The sequence below is a fragment of the Kallipyga gabonensis genome (assembly GCF_001286805.1).
Taxonomy (GTDB): domain Bacteria; phylum Bacillota; class Clostridia; order Tissierellales; family Peptoniphilaceae; genus Kallipyga; species Kallipyga gabonensis.
Genome location: NZ_CXYV01000002.1, coordinates 1,224,726 through 1,244,121 on the forward strand (window position 1 = coordinate 1,224,726; position 19,396 = coordinate 1,244,121).

22 protein-coding genes are annotated in these 19,396 nt (G+C 42.9%); 3 read left to right on the forward strand and 19 right to left on the reverse strand.

Annotated features, from left to right (window positions below):
- Positions 1-61: 61 nt before the first annotated feature.
- The gene (locus BN2373_RS07110) at positions 62-613 is read right to left on the reverse strand and encodes a class IV adenylate cyclase (protein ID WP_053943384.1); all 552 of its coding nucleotides are present in this window, start codon (positions 611-613) and stop codon (positions 62-64) included.
- Positions 614-637: 24 nt separating this feature from the next.
- Positions 638-862 (reverse strand): YdbC family protein, encoded by a 225-nt coding sequence (locus BN2373_RS07115; RefSeq protein ID WP_053943385.1) that lies wholly within the window; start codon positions 860-862, stop codon positions 638-640.
- Positions 863-1,016: 154 nt separating this feature from the next.
- Between BN2373_RS07115 and BN2373_RS07120 the strand changes: the two genes are divergently transcribed.
- Together BN2373_RS07120 and BN2373_RS07125 are read left to right on the forward strand one after the other, a co-directional pair.
- Positions 1,017-1,661 (forward strand): regulatory protein RecX, encoded by a 645-nt coding sequence (locus BN2373_RS07120; RefSeq protein ID WP_053943386.1) that lies wholly within the window; start codon positions 1,017-1,019, stop codon positions 1,659-1,661.
- Entirely contained in the window at positions 1,648-1,953 is a 306-nt protein-coding gene (locus BN2373_RS07125; protein ID WP_053943387.1) for a GIY-YIG nuclease family protein, read from the forward strand. Before BN2373_RS07120 ends, BN2373_RS07125 begins: the two co-directional genes overlap by 14 nt.
- A gap of 8 nt (positions 1,954-1,961) precedes the next feature.
- On the opposite strand, the gene BN2373_RS07130 is transcribed toward BN2373_RS07125, so the two are convergent.
- From BN2373_RS07130 to BN2373_RS07210, 17 genes are all read right to left on the reverse strand, one after another.
- A complete protein-coding gene (locus BN2373_RS07130; protein WP_154826145.1) occupies positions 1,962-3,494 on the reverse strand; it encodes a hypothetical protein in 1,533 nt (510 codons plus the stop codon).
- A gap of 10 nt (positions 3,495-3,504) precedes the next feature.
- Complete coding sequence (locus BN2373_RS07135; protein ID WP_082338261.1) at positions 3,505-4,962, reverse strand: sensor histidine kinase; 1,458 nt, start codon at positions 4,960-4,962, stop codon at positions 3,505-3,507.
- The gene (locus tag BN2373_RS07140) at positions 4,944-5,633 is read right to left on the reverse strand and encodes a response regulator transcription factor (protein ID WP_053943540.1); all 690 of its coding nucleotides are present in this window, start codon (positions 5,631-5,633) and stop codon (positions 4,944-4,946) included. The genes BN2373_RS07135 and BN2373_RS07140 overlap by 19 nt, the downstream gene beginning before the upstream one ends.
- On the reverse strand, positions 5,623-6,585 hold the full coding sequence (locus BN2373_RS07145; protein ID WP_053943389.1) for an RluA family pseudouridine synthase: 963 nt from the start codon (positions 6,583-6,585) through the stop codon (positions 5,623-5,625). The genes BN2373_RS07140 and BN2373_RS07145 overlap by 11 nt, the downstream gene beginning before the upstream one ends.
- A 107-nt stretch (positions 6,586-6,692) precedes the next feature.
- Positions 6,693-7,112 carry a P-loop NTPase family protein gene (locus BN2373_RS07150; RefSeq protein WP_053943390.1) on the reverse strand — a complete coding sequence of 140 codons (420 nt, stop codon included), beginning with the start codon at positions 7,110-7,112 and terminating at the stop codon, positions 6,693-6,695.
- 60 nt (positions 7,113-7,172) lie between these two features.
- A complete protein-coding gene (locus tag BN2373_RS07155; RefSeq protein ID WP_053943391.1) occupies positions 7,173-7,577 on the reverse strand; it encodes a DUF1292 domain-containing protein in 405 nt (134 codons plus the stop codon).
- A gap of 137 nt (positions 7,578-7,714) precedes the next feature.
- The gene (locus BN2373_RS07160; protein WP_053943392.1) at positions 7,715-8,551 is read right to left on the reverse strand and encodes a CvfB family protein; all 837 of its coding nucleotides are present in this window, start codon (positions 8,549-8,551) and stop codon (positions 7,715-7,717) included.
- Between the two features lie 10 nt (positions 8,552-8,561).
- A complete protein-coding gene (locus BN2373_RS07165; protein ID WP_074017983.1) occupies positions 8,562-9,452 on the reverse strand; it encodes a YitT family protein in 891 nt (296 codons plus the stop codon).
- A 152-nt stretch (positions 9,453-9,604) separates the two neighbouring features.
- Positions 9,605-10,420 (reverse strand): metal ABC transporter permease, encoded by an 816-nt coding sequence (locus BN2373_RS07170; RefSeq protein WP_053943394.1) that lies wholly within the window; start codon positions 10,418-10,420, stop codon positions 9,605-9,607.
- Complete coding sequence (locus BN2373_RS07175; protein WP_053943395.1) at positions 10,414-11,091, reverse strand: metal ABC transporter ATP-binding protein; 678 nt, start codon at positions 11,089-11,091, stop codon at positions 10,414-10,416. The genes BN2373_RS07170 and BN2373_RS07175 overlap by 7 nt, the downstream gene beginning before the upstream one ends.
- Entirely contained in the window at positions 11,088-12,080 is a 993-nt protein-coding gene (locus tag BN2373_RS07180) for a metal ABC transporter substrate-binding protein (RefSeq protein ID WP_053943396.1), read from the reverse strand. Before BN2373_RS07180 ends, BN2373_RS07175 begins: the two co-directional genes overlap by 4 nt.
- A 161-nt stretch (positions 12,081-12,241) precedes the next feature.
- Positions 12,242-13,948: a phosphoenolpyruvate--protein phosphotransferase gene (gene ptsP, locus BN2373_RS07185; protein WP_053943397.1), complete on the reverse strand. Its 1,707-nt coding sequence runs from the start codon at positions 13,946-13,948 to the stop codon at positions 12,242-12,244.
- Positions 13,949-14,039: 91 nt separating this feature from the next.
- Positions 14,040-14,300, reverse strand: a complete 261-nt coding sequence (locus BN2373_RS07190) for an HPr family phosphocarrier protein (protein WP_019134488.1) — start codon at positions 14,298-14,300, stop codon at positions 14,040-14,042.
- A gap of 66 nt (positions 14,301-14,366) precedes the next feature.
- Positions 14,367-15,377 carry a LacI family DNA-binding transcriptional regulator gene (locus BN2373_RS07195; protein ID WP_053943398.1) on the reverse strand — a complete coding sequence of 337 codons (1,011 nt, stop codon included), beginning with the start codon at positions 15,375-15,377 and terminating at the stop codon, positions 14,367-14,369.
- 155 nt (positions 15,378-15,532) lie between these two features.
- On the reverse strand, positions 15,533-15,994 hold the full coding sequence (locus tag BN2373_RS07200) for a hypothetical protein (RefSeq protein WP_053943399.1): 462 nt from the start codon (positions 15,992-15,994) through the stop codon (positions 15,533-15,535).
- Between the two features lie 11 nt (positions 15,995-16,005).
- A complete protein-coding gene (locus BN2373_RS07205; RefSeq protein ID WP_053943400.1) occupies positions 16,006-16,509 on the reverse strand; it encodes a YtxH domain-containing protein in 504 nt (167 codons plus the stop codon).
- Positions 16,510-16,871: 362 nt separating this feature from the next.
- Positions 16,872-18,347: a GH25 family lysozyme gene (locus tag BN2373_RS07210; protein WP_053943401.1), complete on the reverse strand. Its 1,476-nt coding sequence runs from the start codon at positions 18,345-18,347 to the stop codon at positions 16,872-16,874.
- Between the two features lie 239 nt (positions 18,348-18,586).
- On the opposite strand from BN2373_RS07210, the gene BN2373_RS07215 reads away from it, so the two are divergent.
- Complete coding sequence (locus tag BN2373_RS07215) at positions 18,587-19,393, forward strand: NAD(+)/NADH kinase (protein WP_074018043.1); 807 nt, start codon at positions 18,587-18,589, stop codon at positions 19,391-19,393.
- The last annotated feature ends 3 nt before the right edge of the window (positions 19,394-19,396 follow it).

Consider the following 19,396-nt stretch of genomic DNA (forward strand, 5'->3'; position numbering starts at 1 on the left):
GGAGTCCACTCCTGCTAGCTCGATTATAGGTTTAGCGGGCATTCTTGTCAATGACATGCATTTAGGAGGAGATTCTCTTCTTCTCTTCCTCTGCCCTGAGTTCTCCTATGGATTTGGTCGAAACGAAGGACCGGGGAATGGAGAACTCCTCTAGAAAACAGTCTAAGGCTTCCACAGAGGGGCCTTCCACTTCAATATAGGGATAAGATAGAGTTTGGGCATCCCAAGTATCAAACTCGACCCGAAAATCCTTGTAGAGAAAGGTGTGACGAGATTTTAAGCCCATTTCCTGAACATCATAGCCCAACTTGGCTAGAAGACGGAGAAGAACCTCCCCTTCTTTCGGCTGAATATGAACTGTGGTTTCCTCGTTAATTCGGGCTTGAGATCCTCCCTGACGTTCCTTGTAAGTAAACTCCAAAGGGAGAGTATTTCCCCCTTTGACTACCTTTCTCAGACGTAGGTAAGCATCACTGTGAACCGGATGTGAGGATGAAGAAATCCGGATATTCGTCTGCTCCTCTTTCCCAGCATCAACTGCCCCCTTATCAAGGAGAGCCTGAATAAGAGCTTTTTCATGATAACCTATAATTTTGATTTCTCTTTCTTTCATCCTGCCTTGCTTCCTTGCTTTATCTTAATTTTTGAATTCATCCTGAAGGATGGTTAGAAGAACCTGAGCTTCCTCTTCAGTAAAAGTAATTCCCTTGGACATCCGGGTATGGTCAGGATTCCAGGACCTCATATCATACTTGGCCGGGCGTTCATTCCATGATACTAAGTTAATTTCCTTGGTCCAACCTTTCGCATCAGTACTTAAAACACCCAATCTTTCCACCAGATCATATTTAATCTCTGCCATTATTACCTCCTTATTAAAATCTCATAACAGATGGCCTTCTTAACCATAAACCGTCTTCTCTCTACTGGACTTACCGTTTGAACCGTCTTTTTAGTGTATCATAAAGTAGAGTGTCGACAAGGCCAAATCTGAAGAGGAAAAGAAAGGATAGACAATGACCATAAAAATCGAAATGATTGAATACGATGAGAAAAAAGCCTGGTTTGTCTATCAACTATCCAGTGGTGATGTTTTCCGCCTTTCCTATGAAAACTACATTAAATTAGGTATCCACAAAGGGCAATCCATCAGTTCAGAAATTTACCATTTTATGGAAGATGAGGACCAAAAAAATCTTGCTCGATACCGGGGTGAAGCTTATGCCCTCTATCAGCCCAGGACAACTTTTGAAATTGATCAAAGGTTAAAACAGGAAGGCATTCGAGAAGATGTTCGCCAGGATGTCCTGAACTGGTTGGAAAAACGTGGACTTATCGATGATTCCCGATACGCTAGTCGCTATGCTCAGGAAAAATCCTCTACAAAATCATGGTCCAAACGTAAGATCTTTGCTATGCTTCGTCAAAAAGGGCTTTCACCTGACCTTATTCATCGAGCCTTGAACAACTTGAATGATACGGTGGAGAGTGAAAACATCAAAACGATACTGGATAAGAAATATGGCAGAAGAGACCTTAAAGATCCCAAGGATTTCAACCGAACCTATCAGGCCCTGATTCGGAGAGGCTTTCCCTCCGGACTGGTTCTTAAAGTGATGAAAACCAAGGTGGAAGAGGATACTGACAATGAAAAATTCTAAAGGAAAAACCTATACCACCTATATCCTGCAATGTAGTGATGGGAGCTACTATACCGGTTATGCCCGGTGTCTGGAAGATCGTGTACGCCTACATCAAGAGGGTCTCGGAGCAAAATATACCCGGTCTCGTCGGCCGGTGCGGGTCATAGCCTCTTGGACTTTTCCCTCTCGATCTACTGCCATGAAAGTAGAAGCGGCAATAAAAAAGTGTAGCCGTCATCAGAAGGAGAAACTCATTAAAAAAAAGCCCTCACCCCGGCAAATGGAGGAGGACTTTTTGCAAGGTTCCTGAATCAATAACTAGTGGGTGTAGATGATTTGGGGTTGGGAAAGTCGTTGATGGAGAAACTGATCCCGAATAATTGTCGCCGTATCTCCGCTGTAGTGGGATATGGATACTACGGAAGACTCGGACTTGAGTTGTATGGAAACAGCGGAATCGGAATCCATTGATCCCTGAATGAGATGGAAGTAATGGAGTTCATCTTCTGTTTTTACCAACATTCGATCCCTTTCCGGCGGTGATGAAGCCGTCTGGGCTCCTGTAAATCGAGTCGTCACCTTAGACCAGGATACGGGATTCTTAGGCGTATCGAAGACGGGAATATCCGTCGTTAAGTTGATGGGAATGAGAGATGGAACATACCTCTCCCCTACCTTCCAATACTTTGAAGTAGCAAAAGACCAATTGACGGTTTCTCGAATAACTCCAATATTATATAAATCTGTTTCCTCATTATTATCCTTGATTAAACCCTGAGGATCAGTAAAGGATTTTTGCGTTTGAATTTGCTCCTTAAAGGCCTGTACCTCTTTAAGCGAAGCAATATCTTTAACCGATAAGGATAAGGGAACCGCTAATTCATCCAAGCGGCGGAGTTCATATTTTCGTGGGGCTTCTTTTTTTTCCGCGGGATTCTTCCTCGAAAAGGAAACCATGTTGTTTCCTAAATAAGTGACTTGACGGGCATTCTGATCCATAAGAACCGCTGCTTTTTTTCTTTGTGGATCCGATGCCGAATAGTAAATAAACTTCCCCTGACGGAGTTCCGTCTGTGGGTTAATTCGAGAGGGTTCATAGGCCAGGATATAGGCTTGATTTTCACTATCCACCGTAAATAGCCCTGCTGTCTTTGAAATAATAGGCTTGTCTGATTTCGGATCATCAAAAATCAAATAGGTGGAATAGGAATCAACAGAGGTCCCTTCATCGGTTTCCACTGACTCCCGAACGCCAACCAGGCTCAGTCGTTGATTCTTATTGGTTGACCCCGGCTGTTTCACTTCTTTAATCGCTGAAAATTTAAGATAGCGTTCTACCAGATCAAGAGGAACCTGATCACTTTCTTTTTTCAAAAAATAGATAGAAGAGTCATAAATAAAGAAAACTCTATCGTCCGCAAGTGAAACTAAATCCAAAGAAAAAACATCAGTATCTCTAATCATTAATACTGTTGCGTCTTCAGATTTGAACTCTTTAGCTGATTTATTGATAAGGCGACTTTTCAAATAATCGTCAAGACGAACATACTTCGCAGAAAAAGTAGGTTTTGACGTAATGTAATCACTAATCGCTACCACTTGAGAGGATAAGCAAAAGACATCATCTTCTTTGAAGGTGGTTTTGCCTCCATCCTGTTCATTTACCGGAACGATTTCTGATATTCGCCAAAGGCCGGTTAAAGGAATTGTTTTATTTTTTGGAGCTTCAATGGTATCCACCGTAACCGTATTCAAATCCCCTGATTCAGACGCACAAGCGGTCAGGAAAAGACAGAAGAAAAGAAGCAAAGCACTTCCTTTGATTAGCGATCGAAAAAATGAATGCCGCATACGTGTCCTCCTAAACCCGAGATACCGGCAAAATCATGGTTACTGTAGTACCCGCCCCTAACTTTGACTTGATCGTCAGGGATCCACCATGAGCCTTAGCAATTTCTTCGCAGATCGAAAGTCCTAAGCCGGAGTGGGACTGAGAAGAAGATCCCTTCCAAAATTTTTCTGTCACCAGGTGGATTTCTTCTTCCGAAATGCCGATTCCGGTATCAGTGATAGAAGCAATAACCAGATTATCCTCCTCCCGAATCTCGAAGAAAATAGTTCCTCCTTCATTAGAGAATTTAATCGCATTATCCAGAACATTGAGGAACATCTGCTTGATTCGATTTTCATCTGCCATAATGGGAATGACATTGGAGCTATAGCGGTAAACAACATCAATATCTTTTTCCTTGGTTCGGGGACGAACCTGGGAGATAAGGTGGTTGGCAACGTCGACAAGGTCAATTTCAGTTTTGGAGAGCTTAATACGACCGGAAGAGAAGCGGGAAAAGTCGAGAAGATCTTCCACCATAGCGGAAAGACGCTCGGATTCTTTCTCAATAATTTTTAAGCCTTCCTCTTGAATTTCTTCTCCTATTCCCGGAGTCTGAAGTGTGATTGACCAACCTTTGATGGACGTCATCGGCGTTCTCAGCTCGTGAGAAATGGAGGAAATAAAGTCGTTTTTCAGCTTATCTTTTTCTTGAAGATTATCCGACATGATATTCATCGTTCGAGCTAATTCTCCGATCTCCCCCATATTATCTTCATCTGCTCGAACATCCAGCTGGCCATCAGCAAGCTTATTGGCTACCTTGGTCAGGTTCTTGATCGGCTTAAGAATTGATGCGGAAACAAAAAAAGAAATAGTGATGCCCATAATAAGAGCGAAAACGGCAAAAACAAGGGAAAGAAGCTTTCTTTGGTTAATCATCGAATTAACTGCATCCAGGGAAGTGGTCAAGCGAAGAATTCCCACTTGGTTGGTTTGATTCCAAAGGGGCTGAGAGAGCGACATAACCGGTTCATCAGTGTAAGAAGGTGTGTAAACCACATGACCTGTCCGATTCTCCTGAGCCTCTCTGACATCCGGTGTTTCCAAGACTGTACCTAATTGGTCGGAAGCGATGGAATCAAACAAAACCTTGCCGGAATTGGAAAGAATCTGAACTTGAGACGCATTTGATCGGTAGAATTGATTTTTATTCTCCATCACAATCGCATTTAGATCCTGGTTGGAGAGATAGGTCAGAAAGAGGTCAGAGTTATAATTAGCCTGGGTGGAAAGAGTTGCTACGACATTATCATAGTAATAGGATTGGGTAGAATGGACGTAAAAAAGTTCAAAAACGACAATGACGGCAAAAATCACCACGGCAAAAAGACCCATCACCCGGAATGAGATCGTGTCCGTTATCGTGTGGGTGTTTCTCCGAAATTCCTTGCTTCTGGATTCAATTTTTACTTGATCTTCTTCCACCGGTATCCGACTCCCCAAACAGTTTCCAGATAAACGGGCTTAGCAGGATTTTCCTCTACCTTTGCTCGTATTCTTCTGACATTGACATCAACAATTTTCGTCTCTCCATTATAATCTTCACCCCAGATTACAGAAAGAATGGAATCACGACTCAGGGCCTTACCCGACTCCTCGAAAAAGAGCTTGATAATGGAAAGCTCGGTAGGAGTCAAATCAATTTCCTGGCCATCTTTGTAAAGGGTTCTTGCTTCCAAGTCTAAAACAAAAGGCCCTTGTTCAATCCGTAGACTTTCTTCTTGTTGAATATCCAAACGACGAATAAGGGATTGGATACGGAGAACCAATTCATGAGGATTAAAGGGCTTGATCATATAATCGTCTGTACCCTTCTCCAGTCCCAAAATTCGATCTACATCCTGACTTTTTGCTGTTAGCATGATAATGCCGATTTTTGGTCTTTCTCGTCGAAGCGTCTCGCATACCTCATATCCGGAAATTCCGGGAAGCATAAGATCAAGAATAGCCAGGTCCGGTTCGACCTTTCGGGCAATTTCTAACCCCTCTTCTCCACTCTCCGCTTCGTAGATTTTCCAACCTTGCTGTTCCAGGTTAATCCGGGTGAACTTCCGAATCGCTTCCTCATCTTCTACTAAAAGAATTTTAACGGGCATGGGTCCCCCTTTCATTTTGGAATACATCCCTTATTTCTTCCTTCAGTCTATCAAATTCGCCCCTCTTCTTGGAGAAAAATTTTCTCCCCTCCAATTCTTCCATTCCTTCAATACGATGGAAAACAAGGCCGGATGAGAGAAGAAGTTGATGGGAAAAAAGCGGATCTTTTTTGTTGCCGTATCTCCGATCCCCAACTAAAGGATGACCAATAGAGGCAAAATGAGCTCGAATTTGATGGTAACGACCGGTGCGTAAACAAATACGCACATAAGACCAGGCCGGGTGACTTTCCAACACTTCTACTTCGGTGACAGCCTCTTGTCCACCTGGGGAAACCTCCATAGTCTGACCAACCTTATCCAGAGAACGATTGATCACGAAGCTTCCTTCTAAATAGCCATGGCAGTAGGCCCGGTAATATTTGTCGATCTGACCTTCCTGAAGACCACGATTGATAGCCAAGGCGGCTTGGTGAGATTTGAGCCCGATTAATAGCCCTGCTGTATTGAAATCCAAGCGATTAGCCAAGGCGGGACGGAAGGAATGTTCCAGACGTGGAAGGTAATCCCCCTTGTCAATCAGATATGCTTCGAGAGCGTCAACAACATTATTCCCATAGTCCTTTTTTGAGGCAGCATGAGAGAGGAGACCTGCAGGTTTATCGATAACACAAATATCTTTATTCTCAAAAATGATAGAGAGATGAATTTTTGACCGGGCCGAACGGGGCCCTTCCTCTAAGGGCCGGAGGACTTCTTCATAAAGATAAAACTGGATATGGTCACCCAAATCCAAACATTGTTCAGGCTGAGCTCGTTTTTTATTGACTTTAATTTTCTTTTTTCGAATCTGCTTTTGCAAAAAAGATGGGGAGGCTTTCGGTAAATATTTGGATAGAAAACGATCCAGACGCTGTCCTTCATCATTTGGACCAATTTCAATCTCCCTCACTTGACCCTCCTTTCTCGATATTCCATAAAAAAAGCCCCAGATGACAAGCAGATAAAGGGTAAAAAAACAGCGCTTCCTTAGGAAGCGCTGGCTCATTAACCCGGGATCTAATCGTCCAACTCCACAAATTGAAGATCCGCATCCACAGGGAAGTCTTCCTTTTTCAAAGCTAAACCCATATAGATCTGAACGTTATTTTTATCAGCTAGTTGACGAAGACGAGGAATCAGATCATGAAGCTTGTCAGAAAAATCAATCAGGTCATAAAGACCATCAAGATAGAGTTTTTCAATATCATAGTCAGAAGCAATGATGCCTGCTAAAAAACCTTCCATTAAGTCTAAATTGTCAACCCCAAATTCATGAGCATCGACCAAACGAACATCATGATCCAGGGAAAAAATCTGTGCATTATCGGAATCAATAAAGACAATATTTCCATTTCCGGATCTTTTTTCTTCATTCGCTTCCTGGATGAGATAATTGGTTTTTCCGGATCCGGATGGTCCTAAAACAAATGTCAGCATGGCTATCCTCTTTCTTTTTCTACTTCTTTTCTGCGATGAAAATAATGTTAGACCATCAGTTTACTCGATGTCCTCATCATCAAATTCATCCATTTCCATTTCTTCTTCATCGATCAAACGGGTAAATTCTTCAGCAGCCCGGTCAAATTCCTCTTCGGATTCTATCATGGTTAATTCAACTTCGTCCGAATTGGGTGAATCCTGATATTCATAAAGAAGGACTCTTCCATCTTCATCGTCAACAGCTAACAAAGCGATGTATTCTTTTTCCTCCAAAGGATAGACGGCTAAGACTTCACATTCAACCTGACTATCATCTTCGAGGGTCAATAAAAGAGTCTCTTTTTCGTGGTCATGATGGTCATGCCCACAATTGCAATCATGGTCATTTTTACCTGGGTCTTCAGCAACCTGAAACCCATCCTCTTCCGGTTGGACCCGGTCAATTTTATTCTTTTCCGTCATCGTCTCCTCCATCAAAGATTAAGATCATGCTTTCTCTCATTATACACTTTCCGCTTCTTCTTCCCTAGCCCCAGATGTAAATTCTTTGACCAATTCAATTAGAAGGGTAACTTTATCTTCCTTATTCCTGTTTTCGATCAACGATGATGATGGTCTTTCGTTGGATCGATCGCTAATCCATCATCTTGAAAATGTACAGCACCTGTTTTTAGAAGACGTCCTACAGATCGTTTGAATTGGGCTTTAGATAGACCAAATAAAAGCTTAATATCTGCGGGAGACGATTTATCGTTGACACGGAGGAAGCCGTGATTGGCAGAAAGGGTTTGGTAAATCCTTCGGGCATCTTCATCTAACCTCTGATAAGCCCTGGTCTTCATGGAAAGATCAACCTTCCCATCTTCTTTAACATGAGTCACTCGGCAGGTAACTTCTTCCCCGACTTGTAAAATTCCCTCTGTTTTATCAGTTGGAATCAGTCCATTAAACTGACCTTCCACTAAACAGAATGATCCATAATCCCTATTCTTGGCATAAACTACAGCCTGAACTTGATCATTTTCTTTTAGATGTTTTGCAGGCTTAAAGTAGGGATTCACTTTCATTGTAGCAGCCAAACGACCTTCTTTGTCCATATAACAAGCAACCAAAACCAGATCGTCTTTTTTTATCTTTCCTACCATTTCATTACGAGGAAGGAAGAGGTCCTTGGGAAGACCCCAATCAAGAAAAGCACCGATTTTAGCTGTATCCACTACTTCCAAAAGAGCCAACCCGCCCAGGTCAATTTTAACCGCTTTAGTGGTGGCAATAAGGCGGTCTTCGCTGTCTGTATATAAATAAACATCAATAGATTGACCAACTTGGATATTTTCAGGGCATTCCTTCTTGGGCAGAAGGATCTTACCTTCCAAAATTGCTCCAATAGGCCGGATGCTTTCAACTTTTAAGCCTTGTCGTTTTCCAAGCTCCATCGTTCACTCCCTAAGGTTCAAGAACATTTTCTATAATTTTTTCAACCTGTTTCGTTTTTGGGTAAGTGAAACCCTCGCCCATCACTTCACTGGCACTGTAAACATAGAAAAAAGCAGTGGGGTCAATTCTCTCAACCAGCGTTTTAATCTTGGTGTACTCCTGCTTTCCAACAATGGTCACGATGGTTTCCTTTTCCTGACGAGTGAAACCACCACGACTGGACATCAGGGTCACCCCACGTTTAAGGTCATTAATAATGAAGGCACAAACTTCATCCTGCTTTTTGGTGATAATATTTAGAACCATCTTTCGATCAAAACCGGTTATGGCATAGTCCAGAATTGCGGATTGAACCATGATGGCAACAACTGCATAGAGAGCCTTGTTAAGCGAGATAAAGATTCCGGATAAAAGAACGACAATGCCATCTGAAATTAAAAACCCCGTTGAATAGCTGAGACCGAAGTGGACATTAAGGATTTTTGTAACAATATCCGTCCCACCCGTCGATGCATTTTGTAGGAAGACGATGGTCAAACCAACACCGTAGAGGCTGGCACCAATGATTAAAGCAATGATGGGCGAATCGGTTAGGGGTTGGTCGGGCATAAAATATCTTTCCATAAAAAAGACAGGAAGCGAATAAGCAAATGCCCCAAACAAGGTGTAAATTCCAAAAGACCTGTCCAGAAAAATGAAACCCAAAATGAAGAAAAGAATATTACCAAGGTTCATTAACAATCCCACCGGCAGAAAAGGAAAAATCTGGTTAAGAATAATAGAAAGTCCGGATACCCCGCCGGCTGCCAAATTATAGGGCACATAAAAATAAGTTGCACCAAGGGACATGATAAAAGAACCGATAAAAATTAAGAACATTTTTTTTAAGGTCGCCTGCACAAAATTTTCCTCCTTCTCCTCATATCAATCCATCTTTACAAAGAATAAGAAATCAGACCTGCCACTTCAATGGGAAGTCAGTCCGATTTCTATTCTATCATAGAACCGTTTTCAAAAAAAAGCCCCATTCCTACTTTCAACAAACCATATCCTTAAATTTTTCTATATTGCTTTCCCTTTATCCTGATTGCTTTCGTCATAAGGCTGATCAGAAAAACAAACACACCAACCAGGACAATGGCTCCCCCGGGTTTCATAGAGAGGTAATAGGACGCACTGAGACCGGAGAAAACAAAAAATACACCCAGGAAGATGGACCGCCGGACAGCTGATCCGTAGGACTGACAAGTGACCATTGCCGTTGCAACAGGCAAGATGAGCAGGGAGGAGACCATAAGTACGCCAATAGTCTTCGATGCTATGGAAATGGTCAGGGCGAGGAGAAGGGTGAAGAAGGAGTCAATCCTATCCGCAGGAAGTCCGGAAATTCTTGCCCCCACCGGATCCAGGCTCAAATAAGCTAAAGGACCATAAAATAGAAGAAAGGACAGACTGATTACCAGAGATAGGACCGCTACAATGATGACATCCTGATCAGAGCTGGAAACAATGGATCCGAAAAGATAAGACTCCATATTGGTACCCATAGGCACCCAGTCGGTAAAGAGAGAGGCCAGTCCGACTCCTGTAGAAAGGACCATGGCAGTGGCCAGATCTCCATTTTTGGGGAATTTTCGGCGAAGTCCTTCAATCGTAAAAGCACCAGCCAAGGTCAGAAAAATCGCCCCATACATAGGGGTAATCCCTAAAACTAATCCCAAGCCAATTCCGGCTAAAGAGCTATGGGCAAGAGCATCTCCAATGGTTGAGGTTCTTCGGTTGACGACAACCACCCCCATCATAGGAATAACGAGGCCAAGAAGGAAGCCAATCACTAGTGCTCTTTGCATAAAAGCATAACTTAACATCGTCTCTCCAATCTATGGTTAGAAATCTCATAGCTTTTCCCCCAATGAGCCCCGCCTAAAGCAGTTTCATGGGTCACCATAATAATGGTCATATCATGGACACGGTTCATGTGATCCAGGATATCAAAAAGAACTTTTTTATGGGTTTCATCGACCCCCACAGTAGGCTCATCGAGAAGAAGAACTTCAGGCTCCTTGACCAGGGCTTTTGCGATAAGCACTCTCTGCTTCTGCCCACCGGATAAATCGTGAAAATTCTTACCGGCGTAATCCCCCATTCCCAAATGATGTAGGGAATAGATAATCTTTTCTTTTTCCTCCTGGGTATGGAAAAAGCGTGGAAAAATTTCACCAGATAAACCTAAGCCTACCATCTCCTCACAGGAAATGGGAAAGGCCGATTGATTAAGAGGATCCACTTGAGGAACATAACCAATCTTTTGACGGACTTCTTTTGAAAAAATATTCTTTCCAAAAACAAGAACCTGCCCGTGGTCAGGGCGGAGCTCACCAGTCAATATTCGCAGGAAGGTTGATTTTCCTCCGCCATTTTCTCCCACAATACCCACGTAGTCTCCTTGATCAATCTGAACATTAATTCCACAAAGGACAGGAGTTGACTCAAAAGAAAAAGAGAGGTCTTGAATTTGATAGATAGCTTGCTTTGTCATGAGTCACTCTCCCCGCTTTCCTCTTCGAAGGATTGAATGATGGCATCCAAATTCTTCTTCATGAGGGTAAAATAGTTCTCGCCTTTCGCCCGTTCCTTGTCATCAATGCTTTCTAAGGTATACAGGGGAAGGGCTTTGCCCGCAATCTCCATGGCCAAGTTCTGTGCGGTCGAATCGTCCCCAAAACCTTCGTAAAAAATAGTCGTTACTCCCCTAGTCTGAGCGATATCCACGATTTGTCGGATCCTTCCTGCAGAAAGCTGTCCATCGGCGTGGTGCCCCTGGAGACCTACTTGCTGCAAACCGTAATCACGGCAAAGATAGGAGAAGGCCAGGTGAGGCACAATCAGTGTCTCTCCTTCTTTCCCCGCTAATTTCTTTGAATAGTAGTCCTCAAAATCCTGAAAAACCCCCTCCAACTTGCTCCAATGATCCTTAAAGTCCTCTTTGTGATCAGGGGCCATATCCACCAGGGTCTGGTAAACATTGTGTGCCTGAATTCTTCCGGCTGTTAAAGATGTCCAAAAATGAGGATCTTTCCCTCCATGGCCATGGTCATCTTTATGGTCATGATCCTCATCGTGGTCCTCGTTTTCTTCCTCATCATCCATAATCAAGTCGATGCCCCGGCTGGTGTCGACAACTTTAAGCTGAGGATCCAAGGAAGAAGTAATCGTATCCATCCATCCTTCCAGTCCTCCTCCATTAATCAACAAGAGGTCTGCATCATTAATCTTACGAATCAAGTCAGGACTGGGTTCCCAATGGTGGAGGTCGCCCCCTCCCTTAACCAGGTTTTCCACTTCAACATTCTCTCCCCCAATGGTCTGGGCAAAATCATAAAGAGCCGGTGTCGTGACATAAATGCGAAGATGGTTTTTAGCTTCTTTGGATTTATCCGTATCGTTTCCTGGTTTATTCCCACATCCCACCAAAACCAGGGCTAAGGAAAAAACAAGAATTAAGGAAAGAATACTCTTTCTACGCATGATTGAACTCCTTCTATTCTACATTGGATAGTCTGATCAAATGTCCAAAAGACAAAGAATGAGGAAGCGATAGGCTTCCTCATTCTTCACTATTCTTTTCTTCTATTGTAACGAATAGACGGCTTCCTTCAATCTTTCAAAGAAACTTTCAAATGTTTGACTTACCGGAAGGGATTTTCTTCAATCAGCTTTTCCACTTCATTCAAACGACCCGTTGCCAATATTTTATTGGCAAAATCTTGAGCGGAATCAAGCTTGGACCGAAGGATCAGGTCCTTGACCTTGGCTACTTTAGACCCCACCACTGAGAACTCATCCAATCCCATGCCGATGAGCATATAGGTTGCTTGTGGGTCGGAAGCAAATCCTCCACACATTCCACACCACTTTCCTGAACGGTGAGCTGCATCAATCACCTTTTTTATTGCCCGAAGAACCGCCGGATGGTAGGAATTATAGATATTCGCCACCTTTTCGTTCCCTCGATCAGCAGCAAGAATATACTGAGTCAGGTCATTCGTCCCGATAGAAAAGAAATCACAATAATTAGCCAGTTCTTCAGCAATGAGAACGGAAGCAGGCGTTTCAATCATGATTCCCACCTCCATAGCCTCATTAAAAGGAATGCCCTCCTGTCGAAGATCTTTTTTTATGGAGGCAATACGGTCTTGAGCCTCAAGAATTTCCTCCACTGACACTACCATAGGTAAGAATAACTTGACGTTCCCGAACGCCGATGCCCGAAGAATTGCCCGGACCTGGTCCTGAAAAACATCAGGAAGATCAAAGGAGATACGCAGAGCCCTCCAACCTAAGAAGGGATTGTCCTCTTTAGGAAAATCAAAATAGGAAAGAGACTTATCCCCCCCAATATCCAAAGTCCGAATTAGAAGAGGCGACTGGCCTAAACGTGAGGCTGCAGCTTTATAGACCTGAAACTGTTCCTCCTCACTTGGAAAATGATCATTTCCCATATAAAGGAATTCCGTTCGAAAGAGGCCTACCCCATCGGCTCCACGATTTAGACCATCCTCCAAATCTTCTAAGTTACCGACATTGCAGACAACTTCAATTTCTTTTCCGTCCTCGGTTACTGCCGCCCTATCCTTGACTTCCTCTAACCGGGCTTTCTCCTCTTCCCACTTTCGGATTCTTATTTTATAGCATTCCTTCGTTTGATCATCCGGATTGATGAGGAGAAGACCCCGGTCAGCATCTAAAATCAAATCATCCCCATCTTTTACTTCTTGAGTGATCGTTTTCATCCCAACTAAAGCAGGAATATCAAGAGTTTGAGCAATAATGGCAACATGGGAAGTCTTCCCGCCTAAATCATTGGCAAAGCCCAAAACTTGTTCCCGATCCATAGTGGAGGTGTCCGAAGGGGTCAGCTCCGATGATATGATAATGCAGTCTTCCTTTAGTTGAGAGAGATCTCCTCCGTCAACACCCTCCAAAATATAGAGGAGGTTTTGACCAATATCCCGGTAATCCGCCCCTCTTTCTCTGAGATAAGGGTCATCAAGAGACTCCATCATTGCGGCCATTTGATCAACCGTTTTTTGTAGAGCCCAGGAAGCATTCGCCGCCTCTTCCCTGACCAAAGTAGAAGCACTTTCGATGAAATAGGGATCACATAGAAGCTCAACATGGGCTTGAGTAACGGAAGCCTGAGCCTCGTTGTCCGCCTTTATATTCTCCAGTCGTATCCGATAGGTCTCAAAGGCTGACTTTAATTTTTCAATTTCTTCCTCAATCCCCTTTTCCAGCTTTTTTTTCTTTATCACCAGGTCAGCTTTAGAATAAATTTTTGCCGGACCCATGGCAATGCCGGGAGAGGCAATTAAGCCTTTATATTTCTGTAACATAGTCTGGCCTTTCTTTTTTATCTTTTTCAAAAAAATATTAATAATGAGAATAAAAAAAGGGGGCCTAAAGGCAACCCCTTTTGTGTCTTTCTTATTCAGTCAGGCTTTGGATGAAGTCTACCACCCGATCGACATACTCCTCTTCGTTCTCACCGGTAACTCGGACAAGGATTTCCGTTCCCTTGGAGATGCCTAAGCTCATCACGTTGAAAATGGATTTAGCATTAGCCACTTTTCCGTCTTTCACCAGCTCAACATCCCCGGGGATATTCTTAACGAACTGGACTAGGGCTGCTGCAGGACGAGCATGAAGCCCGGTTTCGTTGGTGACGGTAACTTTTTTCTCTGCCATACAATAACCTCCTTATTCACTGATCATCATTTCAAATAGTGTATATTCGACGATGTGTTTCAATAATCACCGTTTTGCCGTTGACTGACCTGCTAAAATTTGAACCGGAAGACGGATAGGCTCTTTCATTTCCTCCTTATTTTGGAGGATCTTTGTTAGCATCCGCATAGCCACAGCACCCATGTCGTAATAAGGTTCCTGGATAGTGGTCAATTTGGGTCGGATAATTTGAGTGAAATGGGATCCACCAACGCCTGTGACCTGAAGGTCTTTCGGTACATTAATATCATTATCGTAACAATAAGACAGAACACCAAAAGCTAATTGATCACTTTGACACAGGAGACAATCCAGGTCATCAACCAAGTCTTTCTTTTCTTCAAAAAGTTTTTTCATCGCCCGATAGCCGGCCTCTGTTGTCGTATCTCCAGCCATAATAGGATAGGTGGAAAGTCCATGTCCGGTCATTGCTTCTTCATATCCGGTCAATTTTTCCTGGGCGAACTCATAGGAATTGCTGCCATAAAGATAGGCAATCTTTTTATTCCCCAGATTAGCGACATATTCAGCCATCTCCTTCATCGCACTCTGATAGTCGATAGCGACAGTATGAACCTCTTTTGATTGATAATAGCGGTCCAAAAGCATATAAGGGATTTGGTAATCACGTATTTTGACGATGATTTCCGGATCGATTTTTTCTGTTACTAAAATAATTCCTTCGACTTGTTTGCGGTAAAGAAAATCCACTGCCTTTTTTTCCAATTCCAGGTCACCATAGCTGGAAGTCAGAAGAATATCGTACTTATACATACGACCGATTTCTTCAGCACCACGCACCATCTGGGCCATGTAGTCAATACCAATATCCTTGATAAGAATACCTATAGAATTGGACTTTTTCATGACCAGACTGCGAGCAAGTTCATTGGGCTTGAATCCAAGCTTATCGATCGCATCCTCAACTTTTTTCTGTGCTTCGGGGCTAACAGGCTTGGATTTGTTCATCACCCGTGAAACGGTTGAAATAGATACACCGGCAATTTTTGCCACATCTTTTATGGTAGGTTGTCCCATGCGAACACTCCATTCAAAAAAATAGTTTCAGGAATCATCTATATTTTACCATAAAAACGTTAACAATCCTAGATATTGACAGAATCCACGATGAAATGAGTCATTCTACAAACAAAAAGCCATCTTTTCGATGGCTTTTTGTTTGTTCTTTAATTTTATCGACCCACCACATCGCGGGCAATCTTCGCAATTTCACGAACATAACCCAAGGTGGAATTGGTCTTGGAAACTCCCGATGAAAGGGAATCCGCTGTGTCAATAGCTGTCGTAGCCAGATATTCAACGGTATCTGCTGCATCTGTGGATAAACGAGATACATTAATGATGGTATCCCTTGCTCCGCTGATGGAATCAACAATATCCGGCGAAGAACTTTCTAAAATATTGGTGACTTGACCTAGAGCTTCGTCTGCCTTCCCTGCAACAGCCGGAACAGTCTTTAATGTTGCATCCAGTTCTTCCTTATTTTTCTCTAAAACCTCACTGATGGCTTCAACAGCCTTGGAGGCTTTTGATAGAACTTTGATGAGAAAAATAAGAGCGACTATTGCAACAATAATGAGGACAGTCAGTAATAGTCCAGTCAGAGAAACAGAAAAAACTAAATCGTTACCCACGCTTCTCCTCCTTACTTGGTGTTCTTATCTTCCTCTTTTTTGTACTCCTTCTTTGCAGCGTCACCAGCTTTTTTTGCGGTATCCTTGGCAGAATCTTTCACTTCCTTAGCTGCTTCTTTAGCATCATCAGCAGTCTTTCCGGCAGATTCACCAACTTTTTCCACCTTCTCCTTAATTGACTTCTCGTTATCATCCAGTGACTTTTGAGCAGCGGAAAGACCGGATTCAATAGCCGGACCGATAGCTGTCACCTTGGACTGAAGCTCGTCACGATATTCAGCAGCTCTGTCGATCGCATCCTGAGCACCGGCTTTCACCTTATCCGTGGTTTCCTGTGCCTTTTTAGCCAGATCCTTGCGGGTTTCCTCGCCGGCCTTCGGTGCATAAAGCACACCGGCAGCACCACCGATGACAAGACCCATAAGAACTCCGATGCCTACTTTAGAGGCATCCTCAACACGAGCCTTCATTACTCTTTCCCTATTTTTAGCTTCGATGTAATCAATAATTCCCATACTTTCCTCCTTAAATTGTACTAACCAATGTACTTTTCTTGTTATAGGTTATCTATACCCAAACTATTCTTTGATTATATCAAATCGCATCCTTTATTAGAAAAAAACACCCGGCCTTTCGACCGGGTGCACAACATTGAATATGTTGATCCTTGATCCCTAATAATTTAATACCTTCTGTTTGTGAAGGTGGGTTTGCTGTCATCCATCTCAGAAGTCCACTCATCGGAGGCATGTCATCGAAGGATAAACTCCGCAATCCCTTATAAGCGGCGTAGGTTTAATGTTCGGGCAACATCAAGGACATCTATATTATAACAGAAAGTCCGGACCTGTGCAAACATTTCCCCGCCATCTTTTCATTAAGGTTGATTTCCGATCGTTTTGGGATAGTTTTTATACATCCAGTTGACATCCAACTGATATTTGAAACCCGGTACCCGACCACGACTTTCAAATTGCCACATTTGATAAGACCGATTATAATTCGGTCGAACAATTTTTATACTCTTTCCATCCTTAGTGCGGCCATAGTGGGCGACCCATGTTTCATAATCTACGAGTTCATCCATATTGAGGTGGTAGTTAAGCCAGGAAGCTGACGCGTAAACACCGACAACATACCCCCTCTTCGCCAAGGTCTCTAAAAATCCCTTACCGGCTTCCGTCAATTGCTTTCGGGGAATTTTTGCCTGCTTATACTGATCCTCAGTATCCCAATAAACCGGGAGTTGGAGCTTGCGACTGCCCAGGATCTCCATCGTTTTATAGGCTTCCTGAACACCCTCATCGTAGTTCACCGCTGTAGAAAAGTAATAGCAACCAACGGGAATGCCTCTTTTCCGAAACTCCTCATAGTGGATTTTGAATGTAGGATCTTCGTTAGGGGCTAGAACCTCACGATCCTGCCAGGAATGTCCTGCTCTAAGGATAACACCGGTGATATTTTGACAAAGAAGGTCATAGTCGATGTCTTCTGGTCGTTGGTATTTTGAAATATCAATGACCAGCATGCCTCCATCCTTATTATATTTGGGGATGAGTTCCAGTTGTCCTTCATCATCGGTTTCCTGGTTAGAGGAAACCCGTTCATCGATGGAAACGGTAAAATCTTTATCAATAATATATGTACTGTTCCCTCTGGTTAAGGTACGGGCTTCCCGAATCATAGCATTATTGTTCTTTTCATCAAAATAATAGGATTTACCATTAATATTTACCATTCCCGATAAGGTATTGGCCTGAGGTCCAAAGTAATAGTACTTTCCCTCAACGACAAGAAGCTTATTGGTATAAAGATTTCCATTGGGATCAGCAAAATATGACTTACCATTAACGATAACCCATGCATTTTTTGCAAGACCGGTCCTGGATCCTTCCTGATAAACAAAGTTATTCCCTTTTTTTACGATTTTACCTTGGGCATTCTGATAGGCTTCCCGTTTGGGATTGATACGACCGGATTCATTGGATCTTCCCATGGACCATGCAGAATTTTTATTGAATTTATCCGTTGAATAGGAACGAATGGACCAGGGATTGGTAGGATGCAAAGGATTCGGCTGAACCTTCTTATCATCTTTTGTATTCTCATCAACCTTATCCTCTTTATTTGGTGATGAGTCTTGATCCTTAGCCTGGTCGGAATGTGAAGATTGAGTCCCTTCTTCATTCTCTTGAGGGATGTCTTGGGGAATATCCAAAAGTAAAGATTGTTGAATTCCCTCAGAAGACAGGGAATCATCCGCCTCTGAAGCTTGGATAGTGGTTACCGGACAAGTGAGGAGAAGAACGAAAGCCAGACCTCCAAGAGATGAGCGTAACACGTTTTTATTCATGGCACCTTCCTTTTATCAATGAATGATCACGACAAAATGAGATTTGTATCCCTTAAATAAGAGCGTAAGGAAGTTTGCAGGCTATAAAACTTCCTTAAAAGGTTACAAGACGTTTACAGAATTATTATAACAAGCGGAAAAGACTTTCACAAGCTCTTATTTAAGAAGTAGTATAGAATAGAAGAAAGATGGTCAGAAAGAATTCTTTTATCCATCCAATGATTAAAGGAGTCTATACGATGACGAAAACTGTCAACCTCTTTATCAAACCCAGTCAACCCGCCCTTGCCATACGGGACCGGATTGTTGAATTTCTCCAACCTCACGGTTTCCGCATTAGTCCGGTTTATTTGGATGATGCCGACTACAATGTGGTCATTGGAGGCGATGGCACCTTCCTTCACGCTGTTCATAAATCCAGTTTTTCTACTATACCCTTTTGCGGGATTAATACGGGAACCCTGGGCTTTTTTCAAGAATCAGACCTCCAGACTTTGGATAAAAATCTGAAAAAATTGGTGGAGGGAAACTACCACGTTGATAAGCTCTTGCTGGTGGAAGCAGAAATAGAGACCTCATCCTGGACCTATCATCGGTGGTGTGTGAACGAATTCTCTGTCCAATCTTCCAAAAGAAAAACGGTCCACTTTACCCTTTCGGTAGACAATATCCCTCTCCTTCATTTAGCCGGTGATGGTCTTATCGTTTCAACCCCCTCCGGATCCACCGCCTATAACTTATCATCAGGCGGTTCCATCCTCTATCAGACATTGAAGGGTTATCAAGTCACTCCTCTTAACCAGTTACGATCAAAAACCTATGAAGCCCTTCCCTCCTCTATCGTCCTTCCCTCATCAGCTGAAACGGTAGTTTCTTTTCCCCCTGATGAAAAAGATAAGGCGATCTTAGTGACTGATGGAATGGAAGAACATTTCCTGGGGTTGAAAAAAATCTCCTTTCGACAGACCGATAAGATAATCCATCGTATCCTCTTCAACTCCAACTGGTACTGGTACAACTTAAAAGATAAACTAATCGGATCATAAAAG

What these genes read in the sequence shown, in the direction of transcription:
- BN2373_RS07155 (WP_053943391.1), bottom strand. Translation starts at nt 7,577, where the DNA reads ATGACGGAAAAGAATAAAATTGACCGGGTCCAACCGGAAGAGGATGGG.
- BN2373_RS07115 (WP_053943385.1), bottom strand. Translation starts at nt 862, where the DNA reads ATGGCAGAGATTAAATATGATCTGGTGGAAAGATTGGGTGTTTTAAGT.
- BN2373_RS07195 (WP_053943398.1), bottom strand. Translation starts at nt 15,377, where the DNA reads ATGGGACAACCTACCATAAAAGATGTGGCAAAAATTGCCGGTGTATCT.
- BN2373_RS07215 (WP_074018043.1), top strand. Translation starts at nt 18,587, where the DNA reads ATGACGAAAACTGTCAACCTCTTTATCAAACCCAGTCAACCCGCCCTT.
- BN2373_RS07170 (WP_053943394.1), bottom strand. Translation starts at nt 10,420, where the DNA reads ATGTTAAGTTATGCTTTTATGCAAAGAGCACTAGTGATTGGCTTCCTT.
- BN2373_RS07190 (WP_019134488.1), bottom strand. Translation starts at nt 14,300, where the DNA reads ATGGCAGAGAAAAAAGTTACCGTCACCAACGAAACCGGGCTTCATGCT.
- BN2373_RS07205 (WP_053943400.1), bottom strand. Translation starts at nt 16,509, where the DNA reads ATGGGAATTATTGATTACATCGAAGCTAAAAATAGGGAAAGAGTAATG.
- BN2373_RS07210 (WP_053943401.1), bottom strand. Translation starts at nt 18,347, where the DNA reads ATGAATAAAAACGTGTTACGCTCATCTCTTGGAGGTCTGGCTTTCGTT.
- BN2373_RS07120 (WP_053943386.1), top strand. Translation starts at nt 1,017, where the DNA reads ATGACCATAAAAATCGAAATGATTGAATACGATGAGAAAAAAGCCTGG.
- BN2373_RS07125 (WP_053943387.1), top strand. Translation starts at nt 1,648, where the DNA reads ATGAAAAATTCTAAAGGAAAAACCTATACCACCTATATCCTGCAATGT.
- BN2373_RS07130 (WP_154826145.1), bottom strand. Translation starts at nt 3,494, where the DNA reads ATGCGGCATTCATTTTTTCGATCGCTAATCAAAGGAAGTGCTTTGCTT.
- BN2373_RS07160 (WP_053943392.1), bottom strand. Translation starts at nt 8,551, where the DNA reads ATGGAGCTTGGAAAACGACAAGGCTTAAAAGTTGAAAGCATCCGGCCT.
- BN2373_RS07110 (WP_053943384.1), bottom strand. Translation starts at nt 613, where the DNA reads ATGAAAGAAAGAGAAATCAAAATTATAGGTTATCATGAAAAAGCTCTT.
- BN2373_RS07180 (WP_053943396.1), bottom strand. Translation starts at nt 12,080, where the DNA reads ATGCGTAGAAAGAGTATTCTTTCCTTAATTCTTGTTTTTTCCTTAGCC.
- BN2373_RS07175 (WP_053943395.1), bottom strand. Translation starts at nt 11,091, where the DNA reads ATGACAAAGCAAGCTATCTATCAAATTCAAGACCTCTCTTTTTCTTTT.
- BN2373_RS07140 (WP_053943540.1), bottom strand. Translation starts at nt 5,633, where the DNA reads ATGCCCGTTAAAATTCTTTTAGTAGAAGATGAGGAAGCGATTCGGAAG.
- BN2373_RS07150 (WP_053943390.1), bottom strand. Translation starts at nt 7,112, where the DNA reads ATGCTGACATTTGTTTTAGGACCATCCGGATCCGGAAAAACCAATTAT.
- ptsP (WP_053943397.1), bottom strand. Translation starts at nt 13,948, where the DNA reads ATGTTACAGAAATATAAAGGCTTAATTGCCTCTCCCGGCATTGCCATG.